Origin of the sequence: Guyparkeria sp. WRN-7 (assembly GCF_001641825.1) — a bacterium.
Classification (GTDB): Bacteria; Pseudomonadota; Gammaproteobacteria; order Halothiobacillales; family Halothiobacillaceae; genus Guyparkeria.
The window spans coordinates 252,991-268,217 of the sequence record NZ_LRFH01000002.1; the positions used below are offsets into that span (position 1 = coordinate 252,991).

Sequence of the window (15,227 nt, forward strand, 5' to 3'; positions counted from 1 at the left end):
TCCGCCGCTATTCGATCGCGAACTTCTTCAGCCGGTAGAGAAAGGTATCCCGACTGAGATTCAGCAGCCGGGCCGCGCGCGACTTGTTGCCGCCCGTCTGGGCCAGGGCCTGGCGCAGCAGATCGCTCTCGACCGCCTCCAGATCGACGCCGCCTGCCGGCAGCAGGAAGCCGGGGGCGATCGGGCCACCGCACTCGCTCTGAGTCGCCGAGCGCATGGCCGGCGGCAGGGCCTCGACATCGACCACGCCACCGGGATGGAAGATCACCAGGCGCTCGGCCAGCTGCTTGAGTTCGCGGATGTTGCCCGGCCAGCGGTAGCGACGCAGCACCCCGGTGGCCCGCGCGGTCAGGCGGGGCTTCGCGACGTTGCTCGCCGCGGCGTTCTCGGCGAGAAAGTACTCGAACAGCCACTCGATGTCGCCCTGACGATCGCGCAGCGGCAGCAATTCGATCGGCACGCCGGCGAGACGGAAATACAGGTCGGCACGGAAGTCGCCGGCCTCGACCATCGCCGCGAGATCACGATGAGTCGCCGCGACCACGCGCAGGTCGACCCGGCGCGTACCGGTTTCGCCCACCGCACGCGTCTCGCCGTTTTCCAGCAGGCGCAGCAGTTTCGCCTGCAGCGAAAGCGGCAGCTCGCCCAGCTCGTCGAGGAACAGCGTGCCGCCGTCGGCCTGGTCCACCAGCCCCGCCTGGTCGGCCAGTGCGCCGGTAAACGCGCCGCGACGATGACCGAACAGCGTGGATTCGGCCAGGTCATCCGGAATGGTGGCGCAGTTGACGGTCACCAGCGGTCGGTCGCGACGCGGCGAGCCGGCATGGATCGCAAGGGCGGCAAGCTCCTTGCCGGTGCCCGTTTCGCCGGTGATCAGCACGGTGGCCTCGGTGGCCGCCACCAGTCCGATGCTGCGCAGGGTGGACTCGAAACGTGGCGACTGGCTGTGCAATGCCTCAAGATAGGGGTTCGCGTTCATGGCAGTGTGTCCATAACGTGACGGAGATGCGCGGTAGTCTACCGCTGCAGGCTGCCATGATAAAGCCAGCTTTTGCCTCCCAAACCCGAGTGAATTGCCCGGAGATTGCATGCTCGATGCGGTAACCGAGAACCTGGAGCACTACATCGTCGGCGGGGCCGTACGCGACCAACTGCTGGGCCGCGACGTGGTCGACCACGACTGGGTGGTGGTCGGCGCCACGCCCGAGCAGATGCTGCAACGCGGCTTTCGCCAGGTGGGGGCGGATTTCCCGGTGTTCCTGCACCCCGAGACAGGCGAGGAATACGCCCTGGCCCGTACCGAGCGCAAACAGGGGCGCGGCTACCATGGCTTCACCGTGCATGCCGCCCCGGACGTGACCCTGGAAGACGATCTTGCCCGCCGCGATCTGACGATCAACGCGATGGCCGAGGCGGCCAGTGGCGAGCTCGTCGACCCGTTCGGCGGCCGCGCCGACCTCGAGGCCCGCCGACTGCGTCATGTCGGACCGGCCTTCGTCGAGGACCCGCTGCGCGTGTTGCGCGTGGCGCGCTTCGCCGCCCAGCTGGCCGATTACGACTTCGAGGTGGCCGAGGAGACGAAGGCACTCATGCGCGAGATGAGTGCCAGCGGCGAACTGGCCGACCTCACCCCGGAGCGGGTCTGGGCGGAAACCGTCAAGGCACTGGCCACGGCACGGCCCTCGCGCTACTTCGCGGTGCTGCACGAGGTCGGCGCACTGCGCGATACCTTCCCGGAGGTCGAGGCGCTCTTCGGCGTGCCCCAGCCGGAGGAATATCACCCCGAGGTGGACACGGGCATCCATACTCTGCTCGTGCTGGATGCCGCATCCGGACTGAGCGACGACATCGCCGTGCGTTTTGCCGCGGTCTGCCACGATCTCGGCAAGGCGCTGACACCCCGCGAGGAATGGCCGCGCCACATCGGCCACGAGCGCCGGGGAATCGACCCGACCCGCGCCCTGTGCGAGCGGCTGCGCACACCCAAGGCCGTGCGCGAACTGGCGATCACGGTCACCGCCCAGCACGGGCGCATCCATCGGGCGCTGGAAATGCGTGACGCCACCCTGGTCGACCTGCTGGGCGAACTCGATGCCCTGCGCCGCCCGGATCGTTTCGAGGCCATTCTCACCGTCTGTCACGCCGACTCGCGCGGCAAGCCCGGCAAGGAGTCGGTCGACTACCCCGAGGGCGAGTGGCTTCGCCGTGTGCAAGCAACGGTGGCCGCCATCTCCCCCCAGCCCCTGCTCGAGCAGGGCATCAAGGGAAAGGCGCTGGGCGAGGCCCTCAGGCGCGAACGCATCCGGGCGGTAGGCGAGCTGCGTCGCGAAGGCATCGCAGACGCCTCGGACTGACCATCGCAGGCCCTCGTCCTCACTCGCTCATCGCGCGTGCCGGCTTGGCGCCGGGCACCTCATGGAAGAAGCGCGACACCGTCGACAGCACCTGGTCGTCGAACGGGAAGACGTTCGACAGGCTGATCACGACCCCCACATGCCGCAGGTTCTCGACCCGCAGCAGCTCGACCGGCACTCCCAGCTGGCGCAGGCGCCCGGCCAGTCGCTCGGTATTGCGCGGATCGACCACCGGGTCGTCGGCACTGACCACCAGCAAGGTCGGTGGCACGTGAGCATCAACCCAGTTGATCGGCTGGCTCGATTCCAGCGGATCGGCCGGCTCGAAAACCCGCTCGAGCATCTCGTCGTTCAACGTCAGGAAATCGTAGGGCCCGGCAAGTCCGGCCCAGGCGGCGATCCAGCCCCGGTCGCCACCGGCAGCTTCGAGGTAGCGACCGTCTGACACCAGCATGGCCGCGTTGTAGGCACCGGCCGAGTGCCCCATGAGCGACAGGCGCCGCGGATCGGCACCGTAGTCACGGGCGTGCTCGCGCGCCCAGGCCACGGCACGGGCCGAGTCGTGCAGGAATGCCGGATAGCGGGCGTCCGGGTAGGTGCGGTAATCGGGGATCACGACCACCAGACCGCGACTGGCGAGCGTCCGGCCGAGAAACCCGTAGGTCGACCGGTCGCCCGTCTGCCAGCTCCCGCCCCAGAAGAACACCACCAGCGGTGCATTTCTCGCGCCCTCGGGCCGATAGATATCCAGCGCGAGCCCGTGCTCGCGATCGAACACCACGCCCCGCTCGACCGTCACCGCCTCGCTCGGCGCGAACGCTTCGAGCAGCCTCGCCCCGGAACAGGCGGTCAGGTTCACCAGCGTGACCGTCGCCGCGGTTATTGCCGTCAGCAGTCGTTTCAACGCGAGGCTCCAAGGATCCAGGCCGGGCGCGAGTATAGACGCCGCTCCTCGCATGCCGCAGTGCCGATGCCGCCCTGCACAGCGGACCGCCGGCGATCAGGCACGCGGATGCTCGGCACGCAATCGCGATGCGGCCTCGACCAGCCGTTCGAGCGCGACGGTCACCTCCGACCAGCCACGGGTCTTCAGACCGCAGTCGGGGTTGACCCACAGCCGGGTGGCCGGCACCTTCGCCAGGGCAAGCCGAAGGCGTTCGAGGATCGCGTCGGTGGTCGGCACCAGCGGGGAATGGATGTCCCAGACACCGGGGCCGATCTCGTTGGGGTAGTCGAAGTCGGCAAAGGCATCGAGCAGCTTCATGTTCGACCGCGTGGTCTCGATGGTGATCACGTCCGCATCCAGTGCAGCGATCGACTCGATGATGTCGTTGAACTCGCTGTAGCACATATGGGTGTGGATCTGGATTTCGTCCGGGGCCACTGCCGTCGCCAGCCGGAACGAGCGGACCGCCCAGTCCAGATACTCGCCCCAGCGACTGCGGCGCAACGGCAACCCCTCGCGGAATGCCGGCTCGTCCACCTGGATCGCCCCGATACCGGCCGCCGCCAGGTCGGCGACTTCCTCGCGCAGGGCGGCTGCCAGCTGGTAGGCGACCTGTTCGCGGGAGAGATCGTCACGCACGAACGACCATGACAGCAGCGTCACCGGTCCGGTCAACATCCCCTTGACGGGCCGATCCGTCAGTGACTGGGCATAGGCGCTCCAGCGCACCGTCATCGACTCAGGGCGAGCGACATCACCCCAGATGATCGGCGGTTTGACGCAACGGGATCCGTAGGATTGCACCCAGCCAAACCGGGTGAAGGCAAAACCCTCAAGCTGCTCGCCAAAATACTCGACCATGTCGTTGCGCTCCGGCTCGCCATGCACCAGCAGGTCGAGCCCGATCGCTTCCTGGGCACGAATCACCCTGGCGACCTCCGCCTGCATCCGCGCTTCATACTCGCCCGCATCGATTTCACCCCGGCGCCAGGACCGGCGGGTCGCGCGGATAGCGTCGGTCTGCGGAAACGAACCGATGGTCGTGGTGGGCAGCAGGGGCAGGTCGAGATGCTCACGTTGCGCCCGGGCGCGCTCGGGGTAGGCATTTCGGCGGGCGGGCTCGACCTCGGTCATCCTCTCGACCGCCGAACGGCGATCCGCGCGATACCGCCCCTCCAGGCCATCGAGGCGCTGACGAGCCGCTCGCGCGGCTTCGATTTCGTCGGCAATCGATTCGCGTCCCTCCGCCAGACCACGGGCCAGCAAGGCCAGCTCGTCGAGCTTCTGCCGGGCGAAGCTGAGGTTTGCCGCCAGCACCGGCGGCAACTGGTTTTCCTCGCTCACATCCAGCGGCAGGTGGAGCAACGAACAGCTCGGCGCCAGCCACAGGCGATCACCGAGGCGCTGGTATAGCGGTTCGAGGCGATCCAGCAGCGCACCGAGATCGGCCCGCCAGATCGACCGTCCGTCGAGCACGCCGGCCGAGATCACCTTGAAATCGGGCAGCCGGTCGACCAGTGCATCGATTTCCTCTGTCGTGGTGAGATCGACATGCACCCCATCGACTGGCAAGGACGACAGCACGGCAAGCCGACCCTCGATGGGGGCGAAATAGGTCGCCAGCAACAGTCGTACGCCGGGCGTTCTGAGGCGGTGATAGACCGGTTCGAAGGCCGCCAGCCACGCCGGAGGCAAATCCAGGCCGAGCACCGGCTCGTCGATCTGCACCCACTGCACACCGGCCTCGACCAGCTCGGCGAGCAAGGCCGAATAGGCATCGGCCAGCGCGGGAGCTCGTGCCAGGCGCCTGTCGGCATCCGCCCCGCCCGAGAGCCACAGGAAGGTCATCGGCCCCACCAATACCGGCTTGGCTGCCGGATCGTCGATCAGGGCTTCCTGCACCATCTCGAGATAGCGCTCGGCATTCAGGCGAAACGGGCGATCGGCGTCGAGCTCCGGTACCAGAAAGTGGTAATTGGTGTCGAACCACTTGGTCATCGCCAGCGGCGCGATACTCCCCTCCTCGGCATCGAGTCCTCGGGCAAGCGCGAACAGGGAGTCGGTGTCGGCAGGCAGATCGCCGAAACGCGCCGGGGCCTGACCGAACATCAAGGCCAGGTCGGCCAGACCGTCGTAGAAACTGAAATCGGCAGTTGCCGGGCGATCGATCGACGCCTCGGCATGCCAACGCCTGGCGGCCCGGCGTACCGACCGAGCCTCGGACTCGAGGTGCTGCCGATCGTCGGCCGTGCCCTTGCTGCGCCAGTAGGCCTCGAGAGCCCACTTGAGGGCGCGCCCGGCGCCGATACGGGGAAAACCGAGCGTATGCGTGGTTACCTTGGGAAAACGCGTCGCGTGCATGTCTGATTCCTGTCCTGATGAGTGGATGGAGCCACCCTATCCGAGCAGAGCATGCATTTCTCTTCGCGTTATTTTCCTTCTGTATTAGCCAAATTCATATTAAATCGAAACCCGACCCGGCCGGACCGGCGCGGAACACCATGGTGGCATCCGAGTCACGCGTGGCATCCTTGGCCTGGTACATCGCCGCATCGGCGCGGCGCATCAGACCGGCAAGCGAATCGGCGTCCTCGGGGAACCGGGCAAAACCCACCGACGCGTTGACGTGGATGGGGCTGGCAAGGCCGCTGACATGCATGGGCGCTGCCAGGCAATCCCGCAGGCTGTCGCCCAGACGCCGCATGTCCTCTTCACTCCGCACGCCGTAGAACACCACCACAAACTCGTCCCCACCCAGACGGGCGACAATGTCCTCCCGTCGGCCGACCTGTCCCAGACGCCTTGCCACCTCCCGAAGGACATCATCACCGACGTGATGGCCGAGAGTGTCGTTGATCGGCTTGAATGCATTGAGGTCGACGAAGGCGAGCGCAATCGAGCGGCCCTCGCGGATGGCGTGCTGACGCGCCTGTTCGAAACGCTCTTCCAGCCCGAGGCGGTTGAGCACCTGTGTCAGCGCATCGTGCAGTGCACGGTGGTGCATGGCTTCCATGCGCCGATGTCGGACGGTCACGTCATTGATCACGCAGACGTAACGGCTGATACGACCTCGTTCGTCGCGGATCAGGTCGATCGACCAGCCCAGCACCCGCTTGCGACCATCCGGCAACCGACATTCGATTTCCTCGGTCCAGCGTCCTCGCAGCCGCAGGTTGCGCATGCAGGATTCCAGCCGCTCGGGACTGCGATCGAGCATTTCCGGGGTGGTGAGACGGTGGCCGACCAGCTCCGCCGAAGGAATGCCCACCATCCGCTCGAATGCCGGGTTGACCGCCAGCACCTGACGCCTGGGACCGAGAATCGCGATCGCATCACCGGTGCCCTCGAACACGGCGCTGGTCAATCCCTCCAACTGCTCGAGGGCCCGATGCTCGGACAGATCCGTCAGCGCACCGACCAGCCCGCCCGGCTCGAGCCGCTGGGATACCACTCGCTCGGCGCGCAGTTCGACCGGCAAGCCGTCGGCCCGGCAACGGGCAAGTCGGGCGGTCACTACGATCCGACCATCGCGCCCTCCGTGAGCGCTGTGCTCTTTCCACTCGAGTGCCTGTCGCACCCGGGACTGGCTCTCGGCCCCGGAGAAAAGCGTCAGCCACGGCTGGCCCAGCAGCGCCGAGCCGTCGCATCCCGTCATGCGGTCATACGCGGGACTGAGGAAGATGAGCCGCCCGTGGCTGTCGGTACGAAAGACCACGTCGCTGACGTTGGAGGTCACATCCCGCAACAGCCGCTCGGAGCGCACGAGCTTCGACTGCTGGTTCTGCCAGCGGACCGCGAACCAGACCACCAGCAGGCCAGCAAGCACGGCCCCCACCTTGGCCAGCTGAACCAGCCAGTACAGTGGGGCGGGCAAGCCACTGGGCTGCATCGCCAGCTGCCAGCGACCGTCGAGCGCGATCACCGGGGTCGTCAACGCATCCGGGGCATGAAACAGGGCATCGGGTCCCAGAAAGGCGTCGCCCTCAGAGCCAGACCCACCCCATCCACGTACGGCCAGGCGCCCCTCCGAAACCGCCTCGTGCGCGCCGGCCACCTTGAAGAGGCGCTGGACCTCGATCGGGGTCGAGATCACACCCCAATACTCCTTCTGGCCATCGCCATCACGATCGAAGTAAACCGGTACGCGGTGAATGACGGCATACCCGCCCTGGACCAGCTCGTAGGGACCGCCCAGAACCGGCTTAGCCGTGCGCATGGCAACCTCGAGCGATGCCGACTGCACCGGGTGACTTTCGAGATCGAGCCCGATCGCGGCCTCGTTACCGGCTAACGGTATGCTGAGACGAATGACATTGCCCGGTGCCACCGCGATCGAGCGGATGACCGGCGTACGGTCAAGCAGGCGCGAGGCCACCTCGGTGATCCGAGTCTCATCCAGCCCGCGGTTGACCTCGATCACGGCCGCAATGCCCGACGAGACATTCGATGCCTGGTTCAGTTGCGACTCGATCCGGGTGCGGAATTCGGCGAGTTGATCGATATCCGCATGCCGGGCGGCGGTCGTGAGCTGCCCCTGGACCGCGCCGATGCTCGCCAGCAAGGCCGACATCACCACGAGTCCGGCGATCAGCGGGAGAACGCTGTTCACCAGACGCCCCCAGCGCAATCCATTTTGCCGGGTGTGTTTTGGAGGGCTGTCGCCCGTGGACTGGTTCAAATCGGCTCCCCCTCCCCCGATACATGCGGCGCCGCATTTACGAGTCTAGCGCAGACGGCCGGCAAACCGGCCATGTCCGCTGCCAAAAAAAAGCCGGCGCGATGGCGCCGGCCGGTAGGGAGAGGATGCGCCCTCAGCTGTGCTGATGACGATGTTGTCGGTCTTCCTGGGCGTGCTTCGCATCGCCCGACTTCTTCCAGAGCATCCAGAACGCGTACAGGGGCACGCCGATGATGCCGATCATGGCAAGAATGCTGATAAGCACGATTTGCAGCTCGATGTCCATGACAATCAACCTCCGCTTGTTTGATCGCATGACCGCGACGATCGGTACGGGTCACGGCTTCGACTTTAGACCTTACTTATATCCCTATCAACCCAGAAGATTACTTTAGTATTTCCTTTTTTTCTTATGGTCTTAGCGCATGCGCTTCCCGAGGGAATCGGGCAGGAAGGCCGCCCCGCGAACACCGCTGGAATCACCGAAATGTGGCGCGACCAGCTGCGTCGTGATCGGATCGGAAAACACGAACTGATCCCAGATGGCAGGCACCCGGTCGTACAGCGATTTGACGTTCGACATGCCGCCACCAAGCACGATCACGTCCGGGTCGAAGAGATTGATCACGTGCGCCAGTGCCCGCGCCAATCGCTGCGCGTAGCGCTCCATGCTCTGACGTGCCGGCTCGTGCCCCTCCGCGGCGCGAGCCACGATCCCCGCACCGTCGAGCTTCTCGCCGGCATGATCGGCGTAGTCGCGCTCGAAGGCCGGCCCGGAGAGCCACTGCTCGATGCAGCCCTCCAGCCCGCACCAGCACGACGGCCCCGGCGTTTCTTCCGGCTGCGGCCACGGCAGGGGGTTGTGCCCCCACTCGCCGGCAATCGCGTTGCGCCCGACCAGCACCCGCCCGTCAACGACCAGCCCGCCGCCGACGCCGGTGCCCAGAATCACGCCGAACACAGAGCTGGCTCCGGCCGCCGCGCCGTCGTCGGCCGACTCGGACAGCGCCAGGCAGTTGGCATCGTTGGCCATCACCACCTCACGGGCCAGACGCGCCTCCAGATCGCGCTTGAGCGGACGATCATTGAGTACCACCGAATTGGCGTTCTTGACCAACCCGCTCCGGGGCGAAATGGTGCCGGGCGTTCCCACGCCGATGCTCATCGCCGCACCGCACTCGGCCTCGGCGCGCTCGATCAGTGCCGCCATCGTCTCTACCGTGCCGGCGTAGTCACCCTTGGGCGTCGGTTCGCGCTCGCGCCACAGAATCCGGTGCTCGGCATCCAGCACCGCCACTTCGATCTTGGTACCGCCGAGGTCGACGCCCAGTCGCTTGTCCATGTCCGTGTCCCTGTGCCTTCCAAAAAAATGGCCCGACAGTCGGTCGGATCGTGATCCACCCACTCGACGGGCCAAGTTCAATTTATACCGCGGCGACCAGTCAGGCCAGCCGCCGGTGGCCGAATCAGAGTGCCTTGAGGGCAGCCTCGTAATCCGGCTCGTCAGCGATTTCGCCCACCTGCTCGACGTAGCGCACGGTGTCGTCGGCATCCAGCACCACGACGGTACGGGCAGCCAGGCCGGCGAGCGGGCCGTCCGTCATGCGCACGCCGTAATCATCGAGGAATTCCGGGTGACGGAAGGCGGAAAGCATCACCACGTCGTCCAAACCTTCGGCGCCGCAGAAACGTGCCTGGGCGAACGGCAGGTCCATGGAGATGCAGAGGACGGCCGTGTTGTCGAGCTCGCTGGCGCGGCGATTGAACTCGCGCACCGACTGCGCGCAGGTGCCCGTGTCGAGGCTCGGGAAGATGTTGAGGACCTTCTTCTGGCCCGCAAACGCCTCCAGCCCCTTGTCGGACAGGTCGCTGCCGGTGAGCGTGAATGCCGGCGCCTTGTCGCCGATCGCCGGGAGAGAACCCGCCACCTGGACGGGCGTACCCTTGAATGTGACCTGGGACATACGTTGCCTCCTTAGCTTCTTGCCAATATGCGATACGACGGTCGAACGTGCCGACCGCCGGACGGAATGATCAGTTGCGCAGCGTTGCGATCAGGCGCTTGGGCTTGAGGAGCAGATCAAGCGCGCTGTTGATGTCGGGACAGACCACATCGCAGGCATCGAGCGCATGGCGCGACAGGCCTTCCGGCTGCATCACGCCCAGCCCGAGCACTGCCTCGGCGAGCATCAGCGCATCGTTGCGACCATTGCCGATGGTGACGCACTCGCGTGCCGACAAGGTGCGTACGTAGCGCTGCTTGGCCTCGTCCTGCAGGTGATCCGACAGCGTCGACAGCGTCACCGGCAGGTCCGAGAGCCGGCCCTCGACGTCGCCGTAGGTATCGGCCGTGATCACGTGCACGTCGACGTGCTTGGCCAGCTCGCGCAGGCGCTCGCCGACACCTTCCACCAGCGCGCCGTCAAGCGCGAGCGTGCCGTTGTAGTCGAGCACCAGGTGCGACAGGTGTAAAACGCCCCGACTGGGGATGGTGATTTCCAGCATCGATTACTCCTCGATCACGATTTCGGGTCCGGCCTGCTCCTGCGAGCGCACCGCCCGGCCGAGCCCGGCGGCCAGGTGGCGGGCCGCCTTACGATAGGTGCCGGCCAGTGCGCCCTCCGGGTCCTTGGAGACCGTCGGCGTGCCGGCGTCCAGATCCTCGCGGATCTGCAGATTGAGCGGCAGCTGGCCCAGCAGCTCGGTGTCGTACTGCTCGGCGATCGCCGAGCCGCCGCCCTCGCCGAAGATCGCCTCGACGTGGCCGCAGTTAGAACACACGTGCGTGGCCATGTTCTCGATCACGCCCAGGATCGGCACCTGGACCTTGTTGAACATGTTGATCGCCTTGCGCGCGTCCAGGGTGGCGATCTCCTGCGGCGTGGTGACGATCACGCTGCCGGCGACCGGCACCTTCTGCGCCAGGGTGAGCTGCACGTCGCCGGTGCCCGGCGGCATGTCGACGATCAGGTAGTCGAGCTCGTCCCAGCGTGTGTCGTTGAGCAGCTGCATCAGCGCCGAGGTCACCATCGGACCGCGCCAGACCATGGCCGATTCCTCGTCGACGAGATAGCCGATCGACATGGTCTGCAGGCCGTGGGCCATTACCGGCGCCATCGACTTCTCGTCGACCTGCTCCGGCTTGTCACTGGTGCCCAGCATGCGCGGCTGGCTCGGGCCGTAGATGTCGGCATCCAGCAGCCCCACCTTCGCGCCGTCGGCCGCCAGCGCCAGCGCCAGGTTGACGCTGGTGCTCGATTTGCCGACACCGCCCTTGCCCGAAGCGACCGCAATGATGTTCTTCACGCCGGGCAGCGGTTTGCCGTGCATCGCCGATCCCTCCGGCGCGACGAAGGCCACGGTGATTTCGGGGTCCAGCGACTCGTCGACAGCCGCGACTGCCTTGCGAACCCGTCCCGTCAGATCGCCCTCCCAGTCCCCCGGAGGGTAGTCGAGCACGATGTCGATGTGACAGGACTTGCCACGGCACTCGACGCGTTCGATCGCGCCGGACTCGCCCAGCGTCTGCCCGTTGTTGGGATCCTCGACGGCCGCCACCGCTTGCTCGATGCCGGCACCTCGATCGTCGTTCGTGCTCCGCTTCTTGCCGAACAGGCCCATCAATCTGGTCTCTCCCCTTGGTTCACGTGGCGCAGGTGCCGGCGCGATGGCCGGCATGACCCACTAGCGTAGCAAAATCGGACCATTCCGGTCTGGTTACGCCGCGATCATTGCCGGCCCTTTTCCGCCTCCAGCACCGTTTCCTGCATCGGGAGCAGGCTGTCGGGATTGAGGGACAGGCTCGAGATGCCGTGCTCGACCAGCCAGCGGCTGATTTCCGGAAAGTCCGAGGGGGCCTGTCCGCAGATGCCGACGTACTTGCCCTGCGCACGACAGGCCGAAATCGCCATCTCCATCAGCTTGAGCACCGCCGGGTTGCGCTCGTCCAGCCCCTCGATCAGCGAGGAGTCGCGGTCCACGCCCAGGGTCAATTGCGTGAGGTCGTTCGAGCCGATGGAGAAGCCGTCGACGTGCTCGAGGAATTCGTCGGCCAGCAGCGCGTTGGCCGGGATCTCGCACATCAGGTAGACCTTGAGATCGTGCCTGCCGCGCTCCAGCCCCGCTTTCGCCATCAGGCCGAGCACACGATCGACTTCCTCGATACTGCGGACGAACGGCAGCATCACCTGCGCGTTGGACAGGCCCATGCGCTCTCGTACACGTCGCAGGGCCTCGCACTCGAGACCGAACGCCTCGGCGAACGACTCGGCGTAGTAGCGCGAGGCGCCGCGAAAGCCCAGCATCGGGTTCTCTTCGTGCGGCTCGAAGCCCTCGCCGCCGATCATCGAGGCATACTCGTTGGACTTGAAGTCCGACAGGCGCACGATCACCGGTCGCGGATAGAAGGCCGCCGCGATGGTGCCCACGCCCTCGGCCAGCGTCTGGATGTAGTACTCGCGACGGTCGTCGTAGCCGGCGGTGTGCCGATCGATCTCGGCGCGAGTGTCGGCATCCAGGGTGTCGTATTCCAGCAGCGCCCGGGGATGGACGCCGATGCGGTTGTTGATGATGAACTCCAGCCGGGCGAGCCCCACCCCCGCGGCCGGCAACGAGGCGAGCGTGAACGCCTGCTCGGGGTTGCCGAGGTTGATCATCAGGTCAGTGCGGGTCGGCTCACGACCGCTCAGATCGAGGCGCTCGACCGTGAACGGCAACACGTCGCGATAGACGTACCCGGTGCTTCCCTCGGCGCAGGAGACGGTGACCTCCTCGCCGTCGGGGACCCGCTCGGTGGCATCACCGCAGCCGACGATCGCCGGAATGCCCATCTCACGGGCGATGATCGCCGCGTGGCAGGTGCGTCCGCCGCGGTTGGTGACGATCGCCGCGGCGCGTTTCATGATCGGTTCCCAGTCGGGATCGGTCATGTCGGTGACCAGGATCTCGCCCTCGGCGATGCGCCCCATGTCGGCCGAGGAGTCGACGATGCGTGCCCGTCCGGCGGCAATGCGATCACCGACGCTCTTGCCCTCGACCAGCACCTCGCCACGCTCCTCGAGGCGATAGGTGGCATGGGTCGCTGCCTCGCGCTGCGAGTGGACCGTCTCCGGGCGGGCCTGCAGGATGAACAGCTCGCCGCTCTCGCCGTCCTTGGCCCACTCGATGTCCATGGGCCGGAATTCGCCCGCCTGTTCGCTGTAGTGCCGCTCGATCTCGACGGCGAAGCGCGCCAGCGTGAGCACTTCCTCGTCGCTGACGGCAAAGCGCTGGCGCTCCTCAGGGGGCACCTCGACGTTGCGGGTCGAGGCGCCGTGACGGGCATCCTCTGTGTAGATCATGCGCACGGCCTTCTCGCCGAGCTGACGCGAGACGATCGGGCACAGACCGTCCTTGATCATCGGCTTGAAGACATAGAACTCGTCGGGATTGACCGCCCCCTGAACGACGTTCTCGCCCAGCCCGTAGGCCGCCGTCAGGAACACTGCATCGCGAAACCCCGATTCGGTATCGATGCTGAACATCACCCCCGAGGCGGCCAGGTCCGAACGGACCATCTTCTGCACCCCGGCAGACAGGGCGACGGCCATGTGATCGAAGCCCTGGTGAACACGGTAGGAAATGGCGCGGTCGGTGAACAGCGAGGCAAACACCTGGCGGATGCTGTCGAGCAGTGCCGCCTCGCCGGCGATGTTGAGATAGCTCTCCTGCTGCCCGGCGAACGAGGCCGTCGGCAGGTCCTCGGCGGTTGCCGAACTGCGCACCGCGACGTCGGGATCGGCACCATACTCTTCGCCCAGTTCGCGGTAGGCGGCAACGATTTCCTCCGCGAGATCGTCCGGCATTTCGCCGGCGGCGATCCATTCGCGGATCTGGGCGCCGACGCGCTCCAGCGCGGCGACATCGTTGGTGTCCAGCGGATCGAGGGCATCGCGGATGCGGGACTCGAGATCGTTATGCCGCAGGTAGTGACGATAAGCCTCGGCGGTGGTGGCAAAGCCGTTCGGGACGCGTACGCCGCGTTCCGAGAGTTGCGCCACCATCTCGCCCAGGGAGGCGTTCTTGCCCCCCACGGTGGCGACGTCGCCCATTCCCAGTTCCGAAAACCGACGGACAAACTGCATTCACGCCCCCTGCTGATTCCTTGTCGACTGCCCGCTCGCTCCCCGAGCGGCCCTGTCCGGAGCTTAGCACCGCGAAACCGAGCTTTAAGCGCAACGACACGGTGGCACCCACGGGTAGAGAGGCCGAGCCTTTCACCCTGCCTGAGGTTGGCCGGCGCCCCGGCGGAGCGCTCCGCCTTTTCCTCGTCCCGCCGGAGGCGCCCCCAAGGGTCAGGCGTTGTCGATGGGCCTGGCGGCGGTAATGTCACTGACGGCGACACGCTCACCTTCGGCGGTGACGAGCCAGTCTTCGCCCTGGGCACTGACCACGTCACTAACCCTCAGGCGCTGCCAGCGTTCGCCGCGACGGATTTCGATCTCGGCGGAGCGCAGGGCCGCGGCCTCGAGCAGATCGAGTATCCCGCAGCGCCAGTCAGTCGGTCGGCCGGACATCGGCGGGTCGCCCATGGGGATCGGTGGCAAACAGGCCCAATGCGAGCAGGAAAATCAGCGGCAGGGCGAACTCGAAGCCCTCCTCGATCGACTTGAGGACCAGGTCGAACGCCGGGGGCACCAGCAGCCCGAAGTGGTCATCCAGAAGTGACGGCCCCCGATCGACCAGCTTGAGAAGCGGCGCGAGTGCCAGCGCGAACAGTGCGACCCAGCCCCAGGGACGATGCCAGCCGCCACGCAGGAAAAGCTGACGAAAGCCGACGAACAATATCCACAACAACAGCAGCGTGAGACCCACGGCCACCGAGCCGGCCACCAGTTGCTCAGTCATGGGCACGGCATCCATCTGGTAGTAATCGGTCTTGAACATGCTGTCGGCGGTGAATTTCTTGTGCCAGCCCTCCTCGCGGGCGGCGAGTGCCGCGGCGATCACTGCCATGCCGACACGATGCGAGAGCGCGATCGGCCGGGCGAACAGCAGGACCACGGCGAGGAACAGCCACAGCATGGGCGTCGCGTCCTCGAACCAGCCCGCTTCGCTGAACAGGCGTTGTGCCTGCTCGGGCGGCAGAGTGAACACGAGATAGGCGAGCAGCCCGGCGAACCCCAGCAGGAGCAGCGCTGCCAACCCGACAAGCGAGCGTTGTGTCATGAAACCGACATCCAAAAGCTGGTCATGCTACCCAGCGTGCCGT

13 protein-coding genes are annotated in these 15,227 nt (G+C 66.3%); 1 reads left to right on the top strand and 12 read right to left on the bottom strand.

All coding sequences use genetic code 11. The features are described 5' to 3' along the window. Positions 1-7 precede the first annotated feature (7 nt). Positions 8-979: a sigma-54 dependent transcriptional regulator gene (locus tag AWR35_RS01360; protein ID WP_058574163.1), complete on the bottom strand. Its 972-nt coding sequence runs from the start codon at positions 977-979 to the stop codon at positions 8-10. Between the two features lie 133 nt (positions 980-1,112). Here AWR35_RS01360 and AWR35_RS01365 point away from each other — a divergent pair, with 133 nt between their 5' ends. Further along, positions 1,113-2,354, top strand: coding sequence for a multifunctional CCA addition/repair protein (locus tag AWR35_RS01365; RefSeq protein WP_058574195.1), 1,242 nt, complete (start codon positions 1,113-1,115; stop codon positions 2,352-2,354). Between the two features lie 19 nt (positions 2,355-2,373). Here the strand turns inward: AWR35_RS01365 and AWR35_RS01370 are convergent, their stop codons facing one another. From AWR35_RS01370 to AWR35_RS01415, 11 genes are all read right to left on the bottom strand, one after another. Next, entirely contained in the window at positions 2,374-3,258 is an 885-nt protein-coding gene (locus AWR35_RS01370) for an alpha/beta hydrolase (RefSeq protein ID WP_058574164.1), read from the bottom strand. 96 nt (positions 3,259-3,354) lie between these two features. Continuing rightward, positions 3,355-5,661, bottom strand: a complete 2,307-nt coding sequence (gene metE, locus AWR35_RS01375) for a 5-methyltetrahydropteroyltriglutamate--homocysteine S-methyltransferase (protein ID WP_058574165.1) — start codon at positions 5,659-5,661, stop codon at positions 3,355-3,357. Between the two features lie 94 nt (positions 5,662-5,755). Further along, on the bottom strand, positions 5,756-7,909 hold the full coding sequence (locus AWR35_RS01380) for a diguanylate cyclase (RefSeq protein ID WP_058574166.1): 2,154 nt from the start codon (positions 7,907-7,909) through the stop codon (positions 5,756-5,758). Between the two features lie 202 nt (positions 7,910-8,111). Further along, positions 8,112-8,264: a hypothetical protein gene (locus tag AWR35_RS10700; RefSeq protein ID WP_156413890.1), complete on the bottom strand. Its 153-nt coding sequence runs from the start codon at positions 8,262-8,264 to the stop codon at positions 8,112-8,114. Between the two features lie 132 nt (positions 8,265-8,396). After that, positions 8,397-9,320: an ROK family protein gene (locus AWR35_RS01385; protein WP_058574167.1), complete on the bottom strand. Its 924-nt coding sequence runs from the start codon at positions 9,318-9,320 to the stop codon at positions 8,397-8,399. A 124-nt stretch (positions 9,321-9,444) separates the two neighbouring features. Further along, positions 9,445-9,942 carry a thiol peroxidase gene (gene tpx / locus AWR35_RS01390; RefSeq protein ID WP_058574168.1) on the bottom strand — a complete coding sequence of 166 codons (498 nt, stop codon included), beginning with the start codon at positions 9,940-9,942 and terminating at the stop codon, positions 9,445-9,447. Positions 9,943-10,012: 70 nt separating this feature from the next. Further along, a complete protein-coding gene (locus AWR35_RS01395; RefSeq protein WP_058574169.1) occupies positions 10,013-10,483 on the bottom strand; it encodes an HAD family hydrolase in 471 nt (156 codons plus the stop codon). Between the two features lie 3 nt (positions 10,484-10,486). Then, positions 10,487-11,599, bottom strand: a complete 1,113-nt coding sequence (apbC, locus tag AWR35_RS01400; RefSeq protein WP_058574170.1) for an iron-sulfur cluster carrier protein ApbC — start codon at positions 11,597-11,599, stop codon at positions 10,487-10,489. A gap of 107 nt (positions 11,600-11,706) precedes the next feature. After that, positions 11,707-14,100, bottom strand: a complete 2,394-nt coding sequence (gene ppsA / locus AWR35_RS01405; protein ID WP_058574171.1) for a phosphoenolpyruvate synthase — start codon at positions 14,098-14,100, stop codon at positions 11,707-11,709. Between the two features lie 210 nt (positions 14,101-14,310). Further along, complete coding sequence (locus tag AWR35_RS01410; protein WP_156413891.1) at positions 14,311-14,532, bottom strand: hypothetical protein; 222 nt, start codon at positions 14,530-14,532, stop codon at positions 14,311-14,313. Beyond that, positions 14,513-15,184 (bottom strand): hypothetical protein, encoded by a 672-nt coding sequence (locus tag AWR35_RS01415; protein ID WP_156413892.1) that lies wholly within the window; start codon positions 15,182-15,184, stop codon positions 14,513-14,515. Before AWR35_RS01415 ends, AWR35_RS01410 begins: the two co-directional genes overlap by 20 nt. Positions 15,185-15,227: the final 43 nt, after the last annotated feature.